This window comes from Enterococcus columbae DSM 7374 = ATCC 51263, from assembly GCF_000406925.1.
GTDB lineage: Bacteria > Bacillota > Bacilli > Lactobacillales > Enterococcaceae > Enterococcus_E > Enterococcus_E columbae.
This window is the reverse complement of the sequence record NZ_KE136347.1, coordinates 807,208-830,105: the sequence shown is the minus strand read 5'-3', so window position 1 is coordinate 830,105 and position 22,898 is coordinate 807,208. Positions and strand designations below refer to the sequence as shown.

Below are 22,898 nucleotides of genomic sequence, written 5' to 3'. Positions count from 1 at the left end.
GTAACTCGAAGACCGACAATACAGTATATTGTCTTTTTATTTCGTTCTATGTTATAATCAGTATATATTAGAAATGAGTTGATATAAAATGGAATTAGATACAAATAAACATTCAGTCTTTCTTCTTTATTACCATCTTATTTTAGTAACGAAATACCGTAGACAAGTGATTGATGATGAAATATCTGATTATGCTAAAGCTACTTTTGAAAGAATTTCAGAATCGTATCACATTACTTTAGTGGAGTGGAATCATGATAAAGACCACGTTCATATTATGTTCAAAGCTCATCCTAAAACAGAATTGACAAAATTCATCAACGCCTATAAAAGCGCTAGTTCAAGATTGATAAAACGTGATTTTCCAAGAGTCAAACAGTTTCTTTGGAAAGAAATGTTTTGGTCTAAAAGTTTTTGTCTGTTGACGACTGGTGGAGCACCAATTGATGTGATAAAGAAATACATCCAAAATCAAGGAAACAATCATAAATAGAAAGCAGGTGAACTTTGTGGAACGACTAAAAGCGTACAAATTCAGAATCTATCCAACAGAGGAACAAGAAATCTTCTTTGCCAAAACTTTCGGCTGCGTTCGTAAGGTCTACAATCTAATGCTTAATGACCGAAAAAAAGCATATGAAGAAGTTAAAAATGATCCTTCTAAAAAAATGACTTTTCCAACACCGGCTAAATATAAGAAAGAATTTCCATTTCTGAAAGAAGTCGATAGCCTCGCTTTGGCCAATGCCCAACTTCATTTAGATAAAGCATACAAGAATTTTTTTCGGGATAAATCTGTTGGCTTTCCACGTTTCAAAAGTAAGAAAAATCCTGTTCAGAGTTATACAACGAATAATCAAAATGGTACAGTTGCTTTGATTGATAGTAAATTCATAAAAGTTCCTAAATTGAAATCATTAGTAAGAATTAAGCTTCATAGACAACCAAAAGGGATGATTAAATCTGCTACAATATCACGCCATTCTAGCGGTAAATACTATATTTCTTTGTTATGTAAAGAAGAAATTAGCGAGTTACCTGAAACCAATTCTGCCATTGGTATTGACTTAGGTATTACAGACTTTGCGATTCTTTCAGATGGACAAAAAATTGATAATAATAAATTCACTTCAAAAATGGAGAAAAAGCTTAAACGTGAACAACGTAAGTTTTCTAGGCGTGCATTATTAGCTAAAAAACGAGGTGTTAAACTCTATGAGGCTCGAAACTATCAGAAACAAAGACAAAAAGTGGCACGTCTCTACGAAAAAGTAAAAAATCAACGTACTGATTTTCTGAATAAACTGAGTACAGAAATTATCAAAAATCACGATATTATCTGTATTGAAGACTTAAACGTAAAAGGTATGTTGCGTAATCATAAATTAGCAAGAAGTATTTCTGATGTATCTTGGTCTAGCTTTGTGGCTAAGTTGCAATACAAAGCGGACTGGTATGGACGTGAAATCATCAAAGTGGATACGTGGTTTCCGTCTAGTCAGATTTGTTCAGAGTGCGGACATAAAGATGGCAAGAAATCGCTCGATATTCGAGAATGGACTTGCCCTATTTGTCATACTCATCATGACCGTGATATCATTGCTAGTATCAATATATTGATTGAAGGTCTAAGAATACAAACTTCAGCTTAAGCACAATCAAAAAAACCGTAGGAACTACGGGGATAGCTTGGTAAATAAGAGAAACCGCTGTTAGTGAAGAAATAAGCTATCAAGTATGCTCTATTCCCAAGAAGCTCCCACTTCAAGCGTTAAGAACCGTTAGGTTTAGCTAAGTGGAGAGTAGTTCACTTAATCCATTATAAAAAGGTAGGTCATTTGGCTTATTTTAGGCATAATAATGATTGTAAACAAAATTGAAGGGAGCCTTACATGGTCGAAACAGTTATTGAAACAATGAAGGGGATATTAAGTCCTCAACTGATCATTTTTATTATTTCACTATTGCCGATTTTAGAATTACGTGGCGGCTTAATCGCTGCTTCACTACTGCATGTCCCTTGGTTACAAGCGAGTTTAATTTGTATTATCGCTAACTTTATTCCGATTCCTTTTATCATTTTATTTATCGAAAAGATTTTAGATTTCCTATCGATAAAAGGACCTATTAAGAAGTTTGCCAAAGCGATTACTGAAAAAGGTCGAAAAAAAGGCCAAGAATTACAAGAAAAATATCCGAACAGCGTATTGCTTGGTTTATACCTATTTGTAGCTATCCCATTACCAGGTACTGGCGCATGGACCGGAGCCTTAATTGCTGCCTTACTCGGCTTATCACCTAAAAAATGTATCCTACCAATCGGACTAGGCATCCTAACAGCCTGTGCCATCATGCTCGGCTTAACTTACCTACTACCAGGCGTCTTCGGCTTTTAATAATAAGGATGTGAAGCAGCTTGCTCAGACACGAGCGGATAAGTTTTCCAGAATGGCAGGAAAGTTCAAAATAGTGTGAAGACTTTCCTACCATTCTGGCTTATCCGCCGAAGTGTCTAGCTGCTGAACACAGATTATAATAAGGATGTGAAGCAAGTCGGTTAACTCCGAGCAAATAAGCTTCGGTCTGGCGTGGAAATTCATAGTTATAAAGATTTCCTAGCCAGACAGGCTTATTTGCCGAAGGAGTTACTTGCTGAACACAGATTGTATCAAGGATGTGAAGCGACTTGCTCAGACATAAGAAAATTCGAGTTTACTCAGCCGTAAAGACGATTATGTAAGCTGAAAGTCATGGCTATCAAGCTTTAGTCCGTGCTTTTCTTTGCGTTTTGCTTTTTATTTAAATATAAATATGTTATGATGAAGAATAGCTATTGAGAATTTGCAGTCGATATAGGATAATAAGAGATGGGTATTGGAAGCGTAAAACCAAATTGTGTTTTACTGGCAATATTGATTGTTAGAAGAGGAGGAGAAGGACCACTATGTATGATAATCAACAAGGAAATGAAACAGTCCGTTGTTCATTTTGTGGTAAATCCCAAGCAGAAGTAAGAAAAGTTGTCGCAGGTCCAGGTGTATACATTTGTAACGAATGTGTGGATTTGTGTAAAGATATTATTGATGAAGGCTATTATGAAGAATTAGTTCAAGAGTTTACAGAGGTGCCAAAACCAAAAGAAATTCTTGAAGTGTTAAATGAATATGTCATTGGTCAAGATTATGCTAAGCGTGCATTATCAGTGGCTGTATACAATCACTACAAACGAATCAATGCACTCGTAGATGAAAATGATGACGTAGAATTACAAAAAAGTAATATCTGTCTCATCGGGCCAACTGGTTCAGGGAAAACCTTTTTAGCACAAACCTTAGCGCGAACTATCGACGTACCATTTGCCATTGCTGATGCTACTAGCTTAACTGAAGCAGGTTATGTTGGTGAGGATGTAGAAAACATTCTATTGAAACTATTGCAAGCAGCTGATTTTAACGTTGAACGTGCCGAACGTGGGATTATTTATATTGATGAAATTGATAAAATTGCTAAGAAGAGCGAAAATGTTTCGATTACTCGTGATGTTTCAGGTGAAGGGGTACAACAAGCCTTACTTAAGATTTTAGAAGGGACGGTTGCTTCAGTTCCTCCACAAGGCGGACGCAAACATCCTCATCAAGAAATGATTCAAATTGATACCACCAATATCTTATTTATCGTTGGGGGTGCCTTTGATGGTATCGAAACCATTGTAAAAAATCGTTTAGGCGAAAAAACAATTGGTTTTGGAGCAGCGAATAAACGTCTAGCAGATGATGAAAGTATCATGCAACACATCATTCCAGAAGACCTACTTAAATTTGGTCTAATTCCTGAATTCATTGGGCGCTTACCAGTGATGACTGCATTAGAAAAATTAACGGTGGATGATTTGGTTCGTATTTTAACTGAGCCACGTAATGCCTTGGTAAAACAATACCAACGTTTACTTGCCTTAGATCATACCGAGTTAGAATTTGAACAAGCAGCCTTAGAAGCGATTGCCCAAAAAGCCATCGATCGGAATACTGGTGCGCGTGGATTACGTTCAATTATTGAAGGAATCATGCTAGATGTGATGTTTGAAATTCCTTCTGATGACACAATTGAAAAAGTAATCATCACGAAGGCCGCTGTTTTGGAAGAAGATAAGCCAATCTTGGTTTACACTGAAAAGAAGGCTGGCTAGCTTAACCAAAGACATAAGGAGGATTTGGCGTAAACCAATCCTCTTTTTTACTAATAGAAAGGGAGGAGATTTGATGAAAGTACATTCAGCTGAAATTGTCATCAGTGCAGTCTCTAAAGCACAATATCCTGATTCACAATTGCCTGAAATTGCCTTAGCTGGACGTTCAAATGTAGGGAAATCTTCGTTTATTAATACATTAATTGATCGCAAGAATCTTGCTAGAACCTCATCTAAGCCAGGAAAAACCCAAACCCTTAATTTTTATCTAATTGAAAATGTCTTACACTTTGTGGACGTTCCTGGCTATGGTTATGCCAAAGTTTCTAAAACTGAACGGGCAAAGTGGGGCAAAATGATTGAAACCTACCTAACTGATCGTCAACAACTAAAAGCAGTCGTTTCGTTAGTAGATATGCGCCATGAGCCAACGCAAGATGATGTGCAAATGTATCAGTTCTTAAAATATTATGAAATTCCAGTCATCGTCGTTGCGACTAAAGCGGATAAAATTCCTCGTGGCAAGTGGAATAAGCATGAAAGCATGATTAAAAAAGCACTAGGCTTTGAAAAAGAAGACGATTTTATTATTTTCTCATCCGTGACAAAACAAGGAAAAGAAGAGGCTTGGCAAGCAATCGAAAGCTTGGCAGGAATATAAGAATAAAAGACTCAATCTAGAATTGCTAACTTAAAGCTAACTTACTAGATTGAGTCTTTTTATTTTTCTTTTTTAGGTTCTTCAGATTCTTGTTTATCCTCAGGTTTTAAAAAACGTTCAATATCAACCGTTTCTTTCTTTGGTTTTAAATCAGTGGGTAAAATGACGAATTCTTCTAATTTCTTTTCTAGAAAATCATCTTTTTGAAATTTTAGGCCCATTCAAATCACCTCCGTAGGTACTTTTATTGTAGCAGATTCTTGCTAGATGAAAAGTAGTAAAACTTATTTTTTCCAAATACTAAAACGCAATAACAACGCATAAATCAAACATAGTATCAAACTAATTCCGATAATGATTAGCCAAGCATAGGGGGAATCCTTGATTGGTAAGGTGACATTCATCCCAAAAAAGCCGGTCACAGTAGCGCTAATAGCTAAAAAGATCGAAATAATAGTCAATGCGGTCATATGGTCATTTAGATTATTATTTAAGATATTATCATAGGTACTATATAGTTGCTGCAAAACTTGAGCGTTTAATTGCGTCATACTGGATAATTGCTTGGCCTCGATAATCGAATCCTCAAATTGCTCACGCTCAATTTCATCTAATTGTTTATAAATGGGTTGGCTTTTAAATTGCTCTAACAAAATCGTATTTTGGTTAGTCGCGGCCACTAAATAAATCATCCCAGTAGAAATATCAGATAAAGCTAATAGACTGGCCTTAGTAATTTTTTTACGTAATTGGTGATTAATCGCATCCTTATGACTATCTAATTGCTCGAGATAAGGGAAATAAGCATCTGAGATAATATATAAGGCTACAAATAAAAATTTCAAAATAGAAATCGCGTTCGTTTGTTTTTTCAAATAGCGTTGCATCAAATCAACAATATAGGCATTATCATGATTATAAATGGTAATCAACTGATTTTCTTTAACGACAAAGGTCATCGGAATGGTTTCGTAGTGATTATCTTCTTTGGTTTGTTTTAAAACATTATAGATGATGGTAAAGCGACCGCTGCTCCAATGATACTCGGTATGCGCACGTTCATTTTTATCAAGGGCATATTCTAAGGTTTCTTGATCGATTTCATAAGCCTTTAAAACGTAATCAGAGCTAGTAGCGGAGAGCTCATCAGAATTAATGGCAATCCATTCATTATCGATGCCAAATCTAGTTTTTTGAATCATTCCTTCACCTTCTTTACATTCTGCTCTGTAACCGTAACATGGAATTTGCACGCTGTCAATGAAAGTAAAAATGCCTAGAGCGGGAACAGGCTCTAGGCATAAGTGAAATGAAATGTATATTGGTTACTTAAAATTAAGCAACTTTCTTTTTCAACGCACCGAACAATACGCCAGAAACGATTGCACCGATGAAGATGAAAGCTAAGTATAATAATGGGTTTGAAACTAACAAGATAACGAAAATACCTCCGTGTGGTGCCATTAATTTGATTCCCATTAAACCAACTAGCGCACCAGCGATACCTGAACCAACCATGAAGCTTGGAATTGCACGAGCAGGGTCAGAAGCTGCAAATGGAATCGCACCTTCAGTAATGAAGGATAAGCCCATGATAATGTTTGTTAAACCAGATTCGCGTTCTTCTTGAGTAAATTTATCTTTGAATAATAAAGTAGCAACAAATACTGCGATTGGAGGAACCATCCCACCAGCCATTACAGATGCCATTACTACAGAACCACCAGTTGCAACTGAAGCAGCTAAAGTACCTGTACCAAATACATAAGCAGCCTTGTTGAAAGGACCACCCATATCAATAGCCATCATTGCACCTAAGATTAAACCTAGTAAGACAGCAGAGCTACCAGATAGACCTTGTAAGAAGTTGTTTAAGCCAGTATTGATAGCAGCCATAGGAATGTTAACAAACAACATTAAGAAACCAGTTAACAATACACCAAGTAATGGATAAAGTAAGATTGATTTGATTCCTTCTAATGAACGAGGTAGACCCGCTAATAATTTTCTAAGTAGTAAGATTACACCACCAGCTAGGAAACCACCAACTAAAGCACCAAGGAAACCAGAAGGCACCCCAGCTAAAGCAAGCGTTTTTTCACCACCAGCAGCAAATGGCACTTTACCCCAAGCTAAACCGCTAGAAGCGATAGAACCAGCAACGAAACCAGCTACTAAACCTGGTTTTTCAGCGATAGAATAAGCGATATATCCAGCTAAGATTGGTAACATGAAGCCAAATGCGACGCCACCGATACTCTTAAATAGCGCAGCCATTTCATGATAGGAACCTAAGCTTGATAATTGATCTTTTGGCACACCCATAAAGTTATCAATTAAAAAGGCAATGGCAATCATAATCCCGCCACCGATAACGAAAGGTAACATTTGTGATACCCCAGCCATCAAGTGTTTATAAAAGGCACTGCCAAGACCTGATTTTTCTTGGCTAGCTGCATCAGCTTGTGTTGTTTCTGATTTACCAACATAAACTTCCGCTTTACCATCTAAAATTGTTTGGATTAAATCATGTGATTTTTTAATGCCGTCAGCAACTGGACGAGAAAGTAATGGTTTACCACTGAAGCGCGGCATTTCAACTGACTTATCTGCAGCGATGATAACTCCTTTGGCACGTTTGATTTCATCAGCAGTCAAACGATTGGCTACTCCAGAAGCGCCATTGGTTTCGACTTTAATATCTACACCCATTTCGCTAGCCGCTTTTTTCAAAGCATCTTCAGCCATGTAAGTGTGAGCAATACCAGTAGGACAAGCAGTAACAGCAACGATAAATGGACGATCTTTTGGCATATTTGTCACTTCCTTAGGTGTGTCTTCTTCAGCTTCAGCAAATAATGCATGGACTTCATCTGGCGTATTAGCCGCTTTTAATTTACCGACAAAATCTGCATCGATTAATTTACGAGATAAAGCAGCCAAGGCTTGTAAATGGGTGTCATTTGCGCCTTCTGGAGCTGCAATCATGAAGAATAGGTAAGTAGGTTGACCATCTAAGGCTTCATAATCAACACCATTTGTACTTTTAGCAAATAAAACCGTTGCTTCTTTAACTGCTGCATTTTTGGCGTGAGGCATGGCTACACCATCGCCTAAGCCAGTAGAAGTTTGTGCTTCACGAGCTAAAATACCATCTTTGAAAACTTGTACGTCTGAGATGCGTCCAGCTTGATATAATTTATTGACCATTTCATCAATCGCAGCTTTTTTATCAGTTGCTTTTAAATCCATAATCATCGCATCTTTGATTAATAAATCAGTGATATTCATCTTTATCCTCCTTAGTTTTCCGTAATTTTTTTCCATCATTCTTTTTTATAATTTTGTTATAACAACTTCAGGCAATAGTTCTTGAATAAATGCTTTTGTTGCTAAATCATCAGAAAAGGCAGTCGCACTACCACAAGCAACCCCCCATTTGAAGGCTTCAATTGGATCGTTGGTTTTGGCATAATGACCGATAAACCCAGCAATCATTGAATCTCCAGCACCGACAGAATTTTTTAGCTCACGTTTTAATACATTAGATTGATAAATGCCTGATTCAGTAAATAATAATGCGCCATCGCCAGCCATCGAAATGATGACATTTTTCGCGCCGTCAGCTAACATTTTTTGGCCATAAGGCAAGATATCTGCAATCGATGCAAAGCTTGTTTGATAAAGATCCGCTAACTCATGATTATTCGGTTTTACTAATAATGGTTGTTTTGGTAGAGCAGCTAATAAATCTTTACCGGTTGTGTCAATGACGAAATCCGCACCTTTGTCTTTGATAATCTCAATGAGTTCTTGATAAAAACCTTGAGAAAGTCCTGCTGGTAAGCTACCAGCTAAAACAACGATATCGCCAGCCTTCACTTGATTTAATGAAGCCTTCAATTGATTGATTTCATCATCAGAAAGAGTAGGGCCTTGACCGTTGATTTCGGTTTCTTCACCTGCTTTCAATTTAATATTAATACGAGTATCAGATTGAATAGCTGTAAATTGGGTATCAATTGCTTCTGCCTTCAAATGATCCTCGATAAACTTACCTGTAAAACCACCAATAAAGCCTAAAGCAGTAGAAGAGGCATCGACACGTTTTAAAATACGAGAAACGTTGATTCCTTTACCACCAGGGAATTTGGCATCATGTGACATTCGATTAACACTACCAATCGTTAATTCATCCACATGAACGATGTAGTCAATTGATGGATTTAAAGTCATAGTATAAATCATGATTAAAATTAAACCTCCGTAATTCTAGTTTGCAACTGCAATTTTTTTAACAAGTCTTTTGGACATTTGCTAGTAATAATTTCAGCTTGTGATAAATCAGCGACATGGGTAAAAGCCGTTTGTTGTAATTTCGACGCATCGAGTAGGGCAAAGACCATTTGACTTTGTGCAATTGCCAGTTTTTTAATCATTGCTTCTTCAGGATCAGGTGTTGTAAAGCCGTTTTCTAAATGCGCACCATTCATCCCCATAAAAGCCTTGTTAAACCGAAACTGCTGCAATTGTTGCGCAGTAGAAAAACCAGTAATCGCATTGGTTGATAACTTAATCGAGCCACCGAGAATGACTGTATCAATCTCTTTTTCCACTAATAAAGCGGCGTGTTTGACTGAATTGGTGACCACCTTGATATTTAGATTTGCATCGATAAAAGGAATCATCGCCATTGTCGAAGTTCCCGCATCGATATAAACGACATCATTGGGTTTGATCAACTCAGCAGCATACTTACCAATTAATAATTTTTCTTCGTGATGTTTCCCTTGCTTCTCAGACATGTTGGCTTCGAAGTTTAGCTGTTGTTTTTTCTTGGCACCACCATGGATACGAATTAAAAGACCTTGATTCTCCAAATGTTGTAAATCACGACGAATAGTTGATTCAGAGGCTTCCAATGGATCAAGTAATTCAGCAATAGTGATGATGTCATTTTCTTCCAAACTAGCTAAAATTCGTTGGTGTCTTTCATCTGTAAGCATTTACAATCACCTCCCACGAATGTATAGTATCATATCGAAAATCATAAATCAATCAGTTTCTGTCAAAAAACTTCAAAATAATTCAAAAATAAATCGCTTAACTGTCAGAAAACATTCAAATTCGGTCATAAATGAGAGGAAGTGAGCAGAAAAAGGGGAATTAGAGAAGAAAGTTAGGTGTTTGTTTTTACGATAATATTTAAATCAAAGCAATATGGTTTTTATAGCTATTTCAAGGTATAATTGAATTCATAAAATAATAGGAAGATAAATTTAATATAGAGGTGAATTGTTTTGGTTGAAGTAGAATCACCTATTGTATATAACCTAGCTTATAATGAAGAAGCGCTAAAAGAATTTAAAGAGCATTTTGCTCCCAACAAAGATAGTAAATATTTATTGAATTATCCTACTGTTTATATTGTCAATGATAAAGATGAAAGACAAAGTTATACTGTTTACGTTGGTGAAACTAATGATATTGTCCGTCGCACATTAGAACATCTAAAAACAGATGACCAAATTCGTGAAGATTGGTATGCCTTAAAGCATTCTCAAACTTCTCAAATGTATGTAATTGGTCACAAGCATTTTAATAAATCACTTACATTAGATATTGAGAATCGCTTAATGCATTTCTTATCTAGTGTTGAAGGAATTAAACATGTTTATAATCGTCGAACGAATCCACAAAGTGACTATTATACATCAGAAGAATTAGAACCAATTTTTTCCAAAATATGGCGAAAATTACGTCAAAAAAATAAAGAGTTATTTCCTTTAGAGCGAGTGATTAAAGATTCAGCAATTTTTAAAGCTTCGCCATTTCATAAGTTAACCCAAGAGCAGCTTGCAGCAAAAGATTTAATCATTCAAAAAATAGAATCTGCGCTTACTAAAGACAGTATAGGTCAGTTGATTTTAGTTAATGGTCAAGCTGGAACGGGTAAAACAGTATTAATGAGTAGCCTGTTTTGTGATTTACTTGAGCTGTCTGCACAAGAAGAATATCCATTATTTACTGACCGAAGTATTCATTTATTGGTAAACCATGATCAGCAATTAAAGGTTTATGAACAAATTGTAAAAAAATTGGGCTACTCGCTGGATGAGGATATCCCTATAGTGTCTAAACCAACAAGATTTATTGATCGTACTCCGATAGATCATCCTGTTGATGTCGTGGTTATTGATGAAGCCCATCTATTATGGACGCAAGGTAAGCAGGCTTATCGTGGTAAAAACCAATTATTTGATATTTTACAGCGTGCGCGTATTGTCGTTGTAGTTTTTGATGAAAATCAAATCTTATCTCGTGAGCAACATTGGGAAAGTAAGGATTTAGCCTATTTAAAGCATGATGCTATCCAAAATAATCGTTACATTGAATTAAAAAATCAAATGAGGATTAATGCAAGTGCCGAAACGGTCAATTGGATTCGTCAGTTTACAGATAATCGTGAAATATTGCCAATACCTAACGATGAAAATTATGATTTGCGAATATTTAATAATCCAGCAGAGATGTTTGCGGCAATCAAGTCTAAAGCAGAGAATCAAGAATATGGTTTGTCACGAATGTTAGCGACCTTTGATTGGGATTATATTGATAAAAAGAAACCAAAAGATGGTGCATATTGGAATGTATCTGTAGGTGATTTTCATTTGCCATGGAATTTACAATTGCCAACAAGCGCAGCCCAAAAGCGACGTAATCGATCCTTGGCATGGGCGGAGCAAGAGCAAACAATCGATGAAGTTGGCTCAACCTTTACTATTCAGGGGTTTGATTTGAACTATGCTGGCGTAATTATTGGTCCGTCAGTAAAATATCGCGATGGTAAAATTGTTTTTGACCGTGAGGCTAGTAAAAATAAAAAAGCAACTCAACGAAGAGAACTTAAAAATGGAGAGAAGGTTTATCTGTCTGATACCTTACTGAAAAATGAATTAAATGTTTTACTAACTAGAGGTGTCAATGGTTTGTATTTATATGCCGTTGATCCTGCGTTACAAGAAAAATTATTGGAAATGCAAAAATTAAGAACAAACTCTATATAAAAAATCATTCCTCACACCAATTTTAGTATGGATTGGTGTGAGGAATTTGGTCTATTTTAAGGTAATAAAACTGTTTGTGATATTTTGTTCTAATGTTTTTTGTTGAGAGGCAGCTAATTTATCAGAGGTACGTATAACAATTGTTCCAAGAACTTTATGTGAACCACTATTGAAAGGTCCTGCTCCATCAAAAGCAGCTAAATAAGTTTCTCTTTTTTGAGCATCTTTTTCTGTGCGATAGACTTCTATAGCACCACCAGCTTCTGTTCCTTTGTCAACAATCGTTGATCCAAATACATCCTCTTGATTTACCAAATCAGAAGAAAAATAAACAGTTGATGTATAACCACCTTGTTTATTAAGATTGCCATTGGGGTCATTTCCCTCAGTGACAGCTTCCATACCTGTGATATTAGGTAGTCCAGTTAATCGTTCTACAACAAAAGCTTCAGATGGATTGGTTACTTGAGTTAATTGTTTAATGCTATTTTGCAAATTAGTATGTGAATTTTGTAAATCTGATAAACAAGTTGTAATATCTAGTTTTGAATTTAGTTTTTTGGTAGTTGTTTTAATTTCTTCAGTTTTTGAAGGTATATTTGGAATTTTTACAATTTTTACACGCGCTTTAGTAATCGCGGTAGTAGCAGCAGTTAAAGTATTTGGATCCAGTGGTTTTTTCTTTGAACTAATTGTTTCTTGTACATCCGCGATACTTTCTTTTAATTTTTTATTATTTTGTTTGATTTGTGTAACAGTGTGATTAAAACTCTGCGTAGCTTTTTCTTTCTCTTTATTTGTGCATCCTGCAATCATACTTAATACAATCCCTAATAATAATACATATTTCAAAAACTTCTTCATTGTGTTGTCCTCCTTTGTCATTGACAATATCTATTTTAACATTTGAGCATATTTTCATACAAGATTAGTTATTAATAAAAATAGCATTATTTTATTTTATCAATGAATAATTTAGTTACTATTAGTAGGCAATCTACGTAAATAATTTCTTGGCTTGCGATTGCTCATTTTTTAAGTATGAATGGCAGTTTCCGTCTCCTTTTTTCCTTTTTTCTATGAACAGAACATATATTCGTGGTATAATTGAAAAGATTGAATGAGGCATTGAGCGTTGTTTCGATGCCAAGCTGCTAGGTGCTATGAACCTAAATTTGAATTAAAAGGAAGATTTTACATGTCTTTTAAAGAACGCTTAATTCAAGGGATGAATCCACGTCAAAAAGAAGCGGTGGAAACTACTCAAGGTCCGCTTTTATTAATGGCAGGTGCTGGAAGTGGGAAGACGAGAGTGTTGACTCACCGGGTTGCCTATTTAATCGAAGAGTGTGGGGTAAATCCGTGGAATATTTTAGCGATTACGTTTACGAATAAAGCTGCCAGAGAGATGAAAGAGCGGGTTGCGCAATTGCTTGGCGATAAGGCAGAGGCAGTGTGGGTGTCGACTTTTCACTCGATGTGCGTACGGATTTTAAGACGCGAGGTCGAAGCGATCGGCTATACGCGTAATTTCACGATTTTAGATAGCTCTGAGCAGATTAGTTTATTGAAGCGGATTATCAAAGAGCTGAATCTAGATCCGAAAAAATACGAAGCCAGAGGGATACTATCCGCTATCTCCAATGCGAAAAATGCGATGCAAACGGCCGATGATTATAGCCAATTAGCGGGCAATTATTATGAAGAGATTGTAGCCAAGTGTTATCAGCGCTATCAAAGTGAATTGCGTCAAAATCAATGTATGGACTTTGACGATTTGATTATGAATACCATTGAATTATTCAGACAAGTGCCAGAAGTATTGCAATACTACCAAAATAAATTTCAATATATTCATGTGGATGAGTATCAAGATACCAACCATGCACAATACCTGTTAGTGCAGCTGTTAGCCAAGGGATTTCAAAATATTTGTGTCGTTGGGGATGCGGACCAAAGTATTTATGGCTGGCGTGGAGCAGATATGCAAAATATTTTGGATTTTGAAAAAGACTATCCACAAGCACAAGTGATTTTACTTGAGCAAAATTATCGTTCGACTAAAAATATTTTACAAGCAGCCAATCAAGTGATTGAAAATAACATCAATCGGAAGAAAAAAGCGCTGTGGACTGAAAATGCCACCGGTGAGAAGATTAGTTATTATCGTGGGGATGATGAACGGCAAGAAGCACGCTTTATCGTTAGTCAGATTTTAGATCAAATAGAGCAAAAGCAGAAAAATTATGGCGATTTTGCCATTCTTTATCGGACCAATGCACAATCGCGGGTTATTGAAGAAATGCTGTTAAAATCAAATATTCCTTATAAAATGGTCGGCGGCCAAAAGTTCTATGATCGCAAGGAAATTCGTGATATTTTGGCCTATTTGACCATTATCGCCAATCCTAAAGATTCGATTAGCTTTGAACGGATTGTGAATGTACCTAAACGAGGCATTGGCGCAACATCGGTTGAACGCTTACGTGACTTTGCGAATTTACATGGTTTTTCTTTATTAGAAGCCTGTGCCAATGTTGCTTTATCTAGTGTTTCAGCAAAAGCCAGCAAAGAGCTTGCCTCTTTTGGTCAGCAGATTGAAGATTTTGCTACGATGCAGGAGTTTTTAACCTTGACCGAACTAACTGAAGAGGTATTAGCAAAGACAGGATATTTAGATAGTTTGAAGGCAGAAAATACCATTGAAGCCAATGCTAGAATTGAAAACCTGCAAGAATTCTTAACGGTAACCAAAGCCTTCGATGAGCAGTTCGTAACCCAAGCAGAGTATGCTGAAGCAGAGGCTAGCGAAAAATTAAGTCTCTTTTTAAATGACTTGGCTTTAGTTTCAGATGTCGATAGTTACGAAGAAGCGAGCACCCAAGTCACCTTGATGACGCTGCATGCTGCTAAGGGCTTAGAGTTTCCAACGGTCTTTTTAATTGGCTTAGAAGAAAATATTTTCCCTATTTCACGAGCGTTACAAGAAGAAGCTGAGCTAGAAGAAGAGCGACGTTTAGCTTATGTAGGGATTACTAGAGCAGAAGAACAGCTCTTTTTAACCAATGCGTTTTCAAGAACCATTTATGGACGTACACAGTATAATAAGCCATCGCGTTTTATTGAAGAGATTGATGAGCAGTTAATTGAACCAATTGGGACCTTTGCCAAACGTCAATTACAAACAGAAAGCACGTCACCTTCATTTGCGCAAAATTTAGGCCAAGGCTTATCAGCAGCTGATTTTATGGCCAGAAAGTCTAAAGGCACAGCTTATACACAAAACAACGCTTATGCACAGACCAAAGGCAATCCCGCCAAATCAGCGGCCAATGCTAGAGAAAACCATCGTTTCTCACGTTTAATGGCCAATAATGCACCAACGAATCAGTCTAGTGCTAGTAGCAATTGGCAAGTAGGTGACAAGGTGAACCATAAAAAATGGGGCGTAGGAACCATCGTTAAAGTCAGTGGTGCCAAGGATTCGGTGGAATTAGACGTAGCATTTAACGGTCAAGGCATCAAACGCTTGTTAGCTAGCTTTGCCCCAATTGAAAAAATCTAATAAATTAAGAAAAGGATGAAGAAAATGAGCGATCGAGCAATTGAAGAGAAGATTTATGCGTTACAAGATCAATTAAATGAATATGCCCATGCCTATTATGTCAAAGATGCACCTATCATTACGGATGCCGAATATGATCGCTTATATCAAGAATTAATTCAGCTCGAAAAGGATTATCCAGCCTATATTCGCAGTCAATCACCGACCCAGCGAGTAGGAGGAGTAGTATTGGCTGGCTTTGAAAAGGCGGTGCATGAAATTCCTTTATACAGCTTAAATGATGCCTTTAGCAAGGAGGAATTAATCGTCTTTGATCAGCGCGTACAAAAGGCTTTAGGGCACAGTGTTTCTTATGAATGTGAGCTTAAAATAGATGGCTTGTCGATTTCATTAAAATATGAAAATGGGCAATTTGTTCGTGGGGCAACTCGTGGCGATGGTTCTGTCGGCGAAAATATCACAGAAAATCTAAAAACCGTTCGTTCCATTCCGATGACTTTAGCAGAGCCCATCAGTATTGAAGTCCGTGGCGAATGTTATATGCCTAAGCAATCCTTCCAACAATTAAATGAAAAACGGGAAGAAGCAGGTTTAGAGACCTTTGCCAATCCGAGAAATGCGGCAGCAGGTAGCTTACGTCAGCTAGATACCAAAATCACAGCACAACGTAATTTAAGCACCTTCTTATATACGGTGGCTGAATTTGGTCCATTAGAAGTGTCTACACAAGAAGCAGCCTTACAATCCTTGGAGGCTTTAGGCTTTAAGATCAATCCGCATCGCCGAGTTTGTCATAGCGTGGATGAAATCTGGGCCTACATCGAAGAATATCACGAAAAACGTAGCAGCCTCCCTTATGAAATAGATGGGATTGTAATTAAGGTCAACCAATTGGCTTTACAAGATGAGCTAGGTTTTACCGTTAAAGCACCAAGATGGGCGATTGCTTATAAATTTCCACCAGAAGAAGCCGAAACCATTATTCGCGATATTGAATGGACGGTAGGTCGAACCGGTGTCGTTACGCCAACTGCCGTAATGGATCCGGTAGTTGTAGCGGGGACGACAGTTAGCCGAGCTAGCTTGCATAATATGGATTATATTCAAATGAAGGACTTGCGTTTAAACGACCATGTAATCATTTATAAAGCTGGCGACATTATCCCAGAGGTTGCCAAGGCATTAGAAGACAAACGGGATGCAGCTAGTCAGCCTTATCCAAAGCCCACTCATTGTCCGATTTGTGCAAGTGAATTGGTCCATTTGGAAGAAGAAGTCGCCTTGCGTTGTATTAACCCTAAATGTCCTGCCCAAATCAAAGAAGGGTTGAGTCACTTTGTTTCTAGACAGGCGATGAATATCGATGGCTTAGGACCAAGAGTGATTGAACAAATGTATGAAAAGGAATTGGTTCAAGATGTGGCTGATCTCTATTATTTAACTCAAGAACAGCTCTTGACCTTAGATAAGATTAAGGAGAAATCAGCCAATAATTTATTACAAGCCATTGAAGCAAGTAAGGCTAACTCAGCAGAACGGCTCTTATTTGGGCTAGGCATCCGTCATGTCGGCGCAAAGGCTGCCCAAATTTTACTGGCCCATTATGGCTCGATTGATCAGCTTGCGCAAGCTTCGGCTGAAGAAATCTTACAGCTACATACGATGGGAGAGACCATTGCAAATAGTGTGACCACCTACTTTAGCAATCAAGAGGTTCATGCCTTGATTGAAGAATTACGACAAGCCGGTGTCAACCTAACTTATCTAGGGATGACCAACGATCAATTAGCAAGCATTGATTCAGCCTTTAAAGATCAAACCATTGTCTTAACCGGCAAGCTAACTACCTATACAAGAGAGGAAGCCAAGGCTAAAATCGAAGCGCTGGGTGGTAAGGTGACCGGCAGTGTTTCTAAAAAGACCCATTTAGTCATCGCAGGCGAAGACGCAGGTAGCAAGCTAACCAAGGCGCAGCAGCTAGGTATTCCCGTTTGGAGCGAAGCAGAGATGATTGCCGCCTTTTCAGCAGAAGAAAACTAGTAAAAAAACGTTTTTCCCTTCATTTCATTTGGCAAAAGTTGATTTTTTTTATGAAATTTAAAAAAGATTTCTGAATTATCTTTGATGATTTTCAATAAAATGTTACAATACAACAGTGAAAAGTATGAGCATACGTGAAAAATAAGGAGGAGCTTATGGCAATTAGTGAACAACAGGTAAAGCATGTCGCAAAATTAGCGAAATTATCCTTTCCAGAAGCAGAATTGCATGAATTTACCACTCAATTAGGAAAAATTATTGATATGGTTGAATTATTAGAAGAAGTTGATACAACAGGTGTTCCATTTACTTCTAACGTGGTGGAAAGTATCAATGTCTTACGTGAAGACAAGGCACAAGCTGGTTTTGACCGTAATGAATTATTAAAGAATGTACCAGAATCTGAAAATGGATTTATCAAGGTACCAGCAATTATTGATAATGGGGAGGCTGGCGCATAATGACTAAATTATATGATCAATCTTTAGAACAATTACACGCCTTATTAGTGTCTAAAGAAATCAGTGCAACTGACTTAACCAAAGAAACCTTAGCACGCATTAAGGCAACAGATGATCAAGTAGAAGCGTTTATTACTGTAAGCGAAGAAAAAGCTTTAGAAGTGGCTAAAGGAATTGATGCAAAAGGAATCGATGCAAACAATGTCTTAGCCGGTATTCCAATCGGGATTAAAGATAATATCGTAACCAAGGATATCCGCACAACAGCGGCTTCAAAAATCCTTTATAACTTTGAGCCAATCTATGATGCAACGGTTATGGATAAAGTCTATCAAGCAGATATGATTCCTGTGGGTAAATTAAACATGGATGAATTTGCGATGGGCGGAAGTACCGAAACCTCTTACTTCAAAAAGACCAAAAATGCATGGGATTTCACTAAAGTACCAGGTGGTTCTTCAGGTGGTTCTGCAGCGGCAGTGGCTGCTGGTCAAGTCCCAGTTTCATTAGGCTCTGATACAGGTGGTTCTATTCGCCAACCAGCAGCCTTCAACGGTATCGTGGGGATGAAACCAACTTATGGTCGTGTTTCACGTTTTGGTTTAATTGCCTTTGCCTCTTCATTAGACCAAATTGGCCCATTGACTCGTAACGTGAAGGATAACGCCTTAGCATTAAATGCTATCAGTGGCTATGATCCAAAAGATGGCACGTCTGCTGGTGTGAAGGTTCCGGACTTTGCAAGTAAAATCGGTCAATCAGTGAAAGGCATGAAGATTGCTTTACCAAAAGAATATCTTGGTGAAGGAATTGAAGCTGGGGTCAAAGAAGCAGTCTTAAAAGCAGCCGAAACCTTCCGTGCTTTAGGAGCTACGGTAGAAGAGGTCAGCTTACCACATTCTAAATATGGGGTAGCTGTTTATTACATTATCGCCTCATCTGAAGCTAGCTCAAACCTACAACGTTTTGATGGTATCCGCTACGGTTATCGTTCAGAAAATATCTCTAATCTTGAAGATGTTTATGTAAATTCTAGAAGTGAAGGCTTTGGTACAGAGGTAAAACGTCGGATCATGCTGGGTACTTTCTCACTTTCAGCAGGTTACTACGATGCCTACTTCAAAAAAGCAGGACAAGTTCGTACCTTAATCAAGCAAGACTTTGATCAAGTATTTGCAGATTATGATTTAATTATCGGCCCTGCCTCACCAACTGTCGCTTATGGTATCGGCGAAAATATCAATGATCCAATTACGATGTATTTAAGCGATATTTTAACCATTCCAGTGAACCTTGCTGGTCTACCAGGGATGTCTATACCATGTGGCTTTAGCGAAGGCTTACCAGTCGGCTTACAAATCATCGGTAAACACTTCGATGAACAAACCATGTATCAAGCAGCTGCTGCCTTTGAACAAGCAACTGACTTCCATACGAAAAAACCTGTTATTTTAGGAGGAGCAGAATAATGAATTTTGAAACAGTCATCGGGCTTGAAGTCCACGTTGAATTAAAAACAGATTCAAAAATCTTTTCTCCAGCTCCTGCGCATTTTGGTGCTGAGCCAAATAGCAATACCAACGTAATTGACTGGGGATATCCAGGTGTTTTACCTGTAATGAATAAACGTGCCTTAGAATTTGGGATGAAAGCAGCACTAGCTTTAAACTGCCAAATTTCTAAAGACACGCACTTTGACCGTAAAAACTACTTCTATCCTGATAATCCAAAAGCCTACCAAATTTCACAATTTGACCAACCAATCGGACATGACGGCTGGATTGAAATTGAAGTAGAAGGTAAGAAGAAAAAAATCCGCATTGAACGGGTGCACCTAGAAGAAGATGCTGGGAAAAACATGCACGGTAATGAAGGCTATTCCTATGTCGACTTAAACCGTCAAGGCACCCCATTAATTGAAATTGTTTCTGAAGCCGATATGCGTTCGCCAGAAGAAGCCTATGCATATTTAGAAGCTTTACGCTCAATCATCCAATTTACCGAAGTTTCTGACGTGAAGATGGAAGAAGGCTCAATGCGCTGTGATGCGAATATCTCTTTACGCCCATACGGTCAAGAAGCCTTTGGTACAAAGACCGAATTAAAGAACTTAAACTCAATGACCTTCGTTAAAAAAGGCTTAGCTTATGAAGAAAAACGTCAAGCGCGTGTCTTATTATCTGGAGGCGAAATCAAACAAGAAACTCGCCGCTTTGATGAAAAGACGAATCAAACAATTCTTATGCGGGTAAAAGAAGGTTCATCAGACTACCGTTACTTCCCAGAGCCAGATATTCCACGCTTTGTCATTGATGATGCTTGGATTGAAGAGGTTCGCCAAAGCTTGCCAGAAATGCCTGCTAAACGTCGCGAACGTTATATTAACGAATTGGATTTACCAGAATATGATGCGATGGTCTTAACCCAAACCAAAGAAATGTCTGATTTCTTTGATGCAACTATCGCAAACGGAGCAGATGCTAAATTAGCCTCTAACTGGTTGATGGGTGAGGTTTCCGCTTACTTAAACAGTGAAAAATTAACCTTAGACCAAGTTAAACTAACTCCTGAAAACTTAGCTGGCATGATTCAATTAATCGTTGATGGCACTATTTCTTCGAAGATTGCCAAAAAAGTCTTCCAAGAATTAATCAAAAACGGTGGCGATCCAAAAGTAATCGTTAAAGAAAAAGGCTTGATTCAATTATCTGATCCAGCGCAATTGTTACCAATGATTAATGAAGTCTTAGACAACAATGCACAATCAGTAGAAGACTTCAAAAACGGAAAAGATCGCGCAGTTGGCTTCTTAGTCGGCCAAATCATGAAAGCGACAAAAGGTCAAGCCAACCCAGGTGTCGTTAACCAATTATTACAACAAGAATTAGCAAAACGCTAAAGTTAGAGGGCAAGAAATGAAAAGAGCACGTGTCATATATAATCCAACTTCTGGTAAAGAAACACTAAAACGCAATTTAGCGGATATTTTAGATGTTTTAGAGCAAGCTGGATACGAAGCAAGTGCCTATGCAACCACGCCAGAACCTGACTCTGCTAAAAACGAAGCCTTACGTGCTGGCAAAGCAGGTTTTGACCTAGTTGTTGCAGCAGGTGGCGATGGTACAATTAATGAAGTCGTTAATGGAATCGCACAATTAGAACAACGACCTAAAATGGCAATCATCCCAGCAGGTACAACCAATGATTATGCACGAGCCTTAAAGGTTCCGCGCGATAACATTCGCAAAGCTGCCGAGGTTATTACCAAAAACCAAACGATTCGCATGGATATCGGCCAAACCGACCAATCCTATTTTATCAATATCGCAGCTGGGGGACATCTTACAGAATTAACTTATGAAGTCCCATCTGAGCTAAAAAGTATCTTCGGTTACCTAGCATATTTAGCTAAAGGCGCCGAATTATTACCACAAATTAAACCAATCAAAATGCATCTTGAATACGATGAAGGCGAGTATATTGGCAATGCCTCTATGTTCTTCTTAGCCTTAACCAATTCGGTAGGGGGCTTTGAACAAATCGTTCCTGATGCCAAGCTAGATGACGGTCGCTTTACCTTAATCATTGTCAAAACGGCCAATGTATTAGAAATATTGCATTTATTAGCTTTGATGATGAATGGTGGAAAACATATTAAAGATCCTAGAGTCATTTATACAAAGACTAGTTTTTTACGAGTACATGAACCAGAAGACGGCAAACGATTAATGATTAATTTAGATGGGGAATACGGTGGCGATGCGCCGATGACCTTTAAAAATTTAAATAACCATATTGAATTTTTTGCTAATCTAGATGAAATTCCAGATCAGGCCGTTGTAGGTGAAGAAAACTATCAAGAAATTAGTCAAGACTTCATCAAAGAAGTAGAAAAACTAAGTGATGAAGACATTGATGGCGATGAAAAGATCGGCTAATTTAAAGCATACGGATAGTAAAAGGGCTTTTCCAAATTAGGAGAAGCCCTTTTCGCCGTTTAGAGATGCTTAGGAGTGCTTAAGAGGATTTAGGAGTATACCCCAGCCTACATAGACGCGAAAATCCTGTTGTGCAATATTGAAGCGATGAAGAAAAGTAAAAAATCGATTCAAGACGGTCACAAATTTTTGCAATACTTAGCCATTCATCCATCATTAAAAATGACAAAACAGCGAATATTTGCCAGGAAAATACCCCGAAAAAATGAAAAAAATGGTACAATAAAACAATGAATGACAGAATATTAGAATTCGAGGAAGCTACATGGAAGAAATAAAAACGAAAAATAAACGCAGCGAATCACGCTATCATGAGATTGCCTTGTTGATGGCCCAACGAATTGCTGATGGAAAATATCAAAAAGAAGAAAAGATCCGCGCACGCACCACTATCGCTAGTAATTTTGGGGTCTCGCCAGAAACCGCCCGTAAAGCGGTCAACTTATTAGCCGATTTAGAAATCGTTGAAGTCCGCCATGGTAGTGGAGTGTATGTCCGTTCTAAAGAAAAGGCTCAGGCTTTTTTGGCGCGCTCTAAAAATTTACAGCTCATCTCTCAAACCAAAAATGATTTACGAGATAGCATCAAAAACCAACAAGAAGCCTTGGAACATACCTTAGAATTATTAACCAAATTAGAAAATGAAACTAGACGCACACAAGACAGCTTATCCTTGGTGCCCTATGAATTGGTAGTCAGTGAAGCCTTTGCTGAACAAGGCAGTACAATCGGTCAATTAAATCTTTGGCATCGAACCCAGGCGACGATTATGGCTATCAAACGCGAGGATGAAATGCATCTTTCGCCAGGGCCAATTTTTACACTAGAGGTAGGCGATGTAATCTATTATGTCGGTAACGAACAAGCCAAACAAATGATGGAATTATTATTTACGGGTGAAACCGGAAAAGAGGGGTAAA

General features: G+C 37.8%; 19 protein-coding genes. 13 read left to right on the top strand and 6 right to left on the bottom strand.

All coding sequences use genetic code 11. The features are described from left to right. Positions 1-88 precede the first annotated feature (88 nt). The 5 genes from tnpA to yihA all read left to right on the top strand — a co-directional run bounded on the left by tnpA (position 89) and on the right by yihA (position 4,847). Entirely contained in the window at positions 89-493 is a 405-nt protein-coding gene (tnpA, locus tag RK02_RS03930) for an IS200/IS605 family transposase (protein WP_016182587.1), read from the top strand. 16 nt (positions 494-509) lie between these two features. After that, positions 510-1,652, top strand: a complete 1,143-nt coding sequence (tnpB, locus tag RK02_RS03925; protein WP_016182959.1) for an IS200/IS605 family element RNA-guided endonuclease TnpB — start codon at positions 510-512, stop codon at positions 1,650-1,652. 240 nt (positions 1,653-1,892) lie between these two features. Next, complete coding sequence (locus RK02_RS03920; RefSeq protein WP_016182958.1) at positions 1,893-2,396, top strand: COG2426 family protein; 504 nt, start codon at positions 1,893-1,895, stop codon at positions 2,394-2,396. A gap of 548 nt (positions 2,397-2,944) precedes the next feature. Continuing rightward, positions 2,945-4,186, top strand: coding sequence for an ATP-dependent Clp protease ATP-binding subunit ClpX (clpX, locus tag RK02_RS03915; protein WP_016182957.1), 1,242 nt, complete (start codon positions 2,945-2,947; stop codon positions 4,184-4,186). A gap of 73 nt (positions 4,187-4,259) precedes the next feature. Further along, on the top strand, positions 4,260-4,847 hold the full coding sequence (gene yihA / locus RK02_RS03910) for a ribosome biogenesis GTP-binding protein YihA/YsxC (protein ID WP_016182956.1): 588 nt from the start codon (positions 4,260-4,262) through the stop codon (positions 4,845-4,847). Between the two features lie 59 nt (positions 4,848-4,906). Here yihA and RK02_RS12325 read toward each other — a convergent pair whose 3' ends face one another. The 5 genes from RK02_RS12325 to RK02_RS03890 all read right to left on the bottom strand — a co-directional run bounded on the left by RK02_RS12325 (position 4,907) and on the right by RK02_RS03890 (position 9,853). After that, complete coding sequence (locus RK02_RS12325; protein WP_016182955.1) at positions 4,907-5,068, bottom strand: SPJ_0845 family protein; 162 nt, start codon at positions 5,066-5,068, stop codon at positions 4,907-4,909. Positions 5,069-5,131: 63 nt separating this feature from the next. Next, positions 5,132-6,049, bottom strand: a complete 918-nt coding sequence (locus RK02_RS03905) for a magnesium transporter CorA family protein (RefSeq protein ID WP_016182954.1) — start codon at positions 6,047-6,049, stop codon at positions 5,132-5,134. A gap of 133 nt (positions 6,050-6,182) precedes the next feature. Beyond that, positions 6,183-8,138, bottom strand: coding sequence for a PTS fructose transporter subunit IIABC (locus RK02_RS03900; RefSeq protein ID WP_016182953.1), 1,956 nt, complete (start codon positions 8,136-8,138; stop codon positions 6,183-6,185). Positions 8,139-8,183: 45 nt separating this feature from the next. After that, positions 8,184-9,095: a 1-phosphofructokinase gene (pfkB, locus tag RK02_RS03895; RefSeq protein ID WP_016182952.1), complete on the bottom strand. Its 912-nt coding sequence runs from the start codon at positions 9,093-9,095 to the stop codon at positions 8,184-8,186. Positions 9,096-9,103: 8 nt separating this feature from the next. Next, on the bottom strand, positions 9,104-9,853 hold the full coding sequence (locus tag RK02_RS03890; protein ID WP_016182951.1) for a DeoR/GlpR family DNA-binding transcription regulator: 750 nt from the start codon (positions 9,851-9,853) through the stop codon (positions 9,104-9,106). Positions 9,854-10,147: 294 nt separating this feature from the next. On the opposite strand from RK02_RS03890, the gene RK02_RS03885 reads away from it, so the two are divergent. Further along, complete coding sequence (locus RK02_RS03885) at positions 10,148-11,914, top strand: DUF2075 domain-containing protein (RefSeq protein ID WP_016182950.1); 1,767 nt, start codon at positions 10,148-10,150, stop codon at positions 11,912-11,914. 51 nt (positions 11,915-11,965) lie between these two features. On the opposite strand, the gene RK02_RS03880 is transcribed toward RK02_RS03885, so the two are convergent. Continuing rightward, a complete protein-coding gene (locus RK02_RS03880; protein ID WP_016182949.1) occupies positions 11,966-12,778 on the bottom strand; it encodes a hypothetical protein in 813 nt (270 codons plus the stop codon). Between the two features lie 334 nt (positions 12,779-13,112). On the opposite strand from RK02_RS03880, the gene pcrA reads away from it, so the two are divergent. From pcrA to RK02_RS03845, 7 genes are all read left to right on the top strand, one after another. Next, a complete protein-coding gene (pcrA, locus tag RK02_RS03875) occupies positions 13,113-15,479 on the top strand; it encodes a DNA helicase PcrA (RefSeq protein ID WP_016182948.1) in 2,367 nt (788 codons plus the stop codon). 24 nt (positions 15,480-15,503) lie between these two features. Next, positions 15,504-17,519 (top strand): NAD-dependent DNA ligase LigA, encoded by a 2,016-nt coding sequence (gene ligA / locus RK02_RS03870; protein WP_016182947.1) that lies wholly within the window; start codon positions 15,504-15,506, stop codon positions 17,517-17,519. A gap of 155 nt (positions 17,520-17,674) precedes the next feature. Then, complete coding sequence (gene gatC, locus RK02_RS03865; protein WP_016182946.1) at positions 17,675-17,980, top strand: Asp-tRNA(Asn)/Glu-tRNA(Gln) amidotransferase subunit GatC; 306 nt, start codon at positions 17,675-17,677, stop codon at positions 17,978-17,980. Then, complete coding sequence (gatA, locus tag RK02_RS03860; protein ID WP_016182945.1) at positions 17,980-19,449, top strand: Asp-tRNA(Asn)/Glu-tRNA(Gln) amidotransferase subunit GatA; 1,470 nt, start codon at positions 17,980-17,982, stop codon at positions 19,447-19,449. Before gatC ends, gatA begins: the two co-directional genes overlap by 1 nt. Then, the gene (gene gatB / locus RK02_RS03855) at positions 19,449-20,879 is read left to right on the top strand and encodes an Asp-tRNA(Asn)/Glu-tRNA(Gln) amidotransferase subunit GatB (protein WP_016182944.1); all 1,431 of its coding nucleotides are present in this window, start codon (positions 19,449-19,451) and stop codon (positions 20,877-20,879) included. Before gatA ends, gatB begins: the two co-directional genes overlap by 1 nt. Before the next feature lie 16 nt (positions 20,880-20,895). Then, complete coding sequence (locus RK02_RS03850; RefSeq protein ID WP_016182943.1) at positions 20,896-21,918, top strand: diacylglycerol kinase; 1,023 nt, start codon at positions 20,896-20,898, stop codon at positions 21,916-21,918. Positions 21,919-22,243: 325 nt separating this feature from the next. Then, entirely contained in the window at positions 22,244-22,897 is a 654-nt protein-coding gene (locus tag RK02_RS03845; RefSeq protein ID WP_016182942.1) for a GntR family transcriptional regulator, read from the top strand. Position 22,898: the final 1 nt, after the last annotated feature.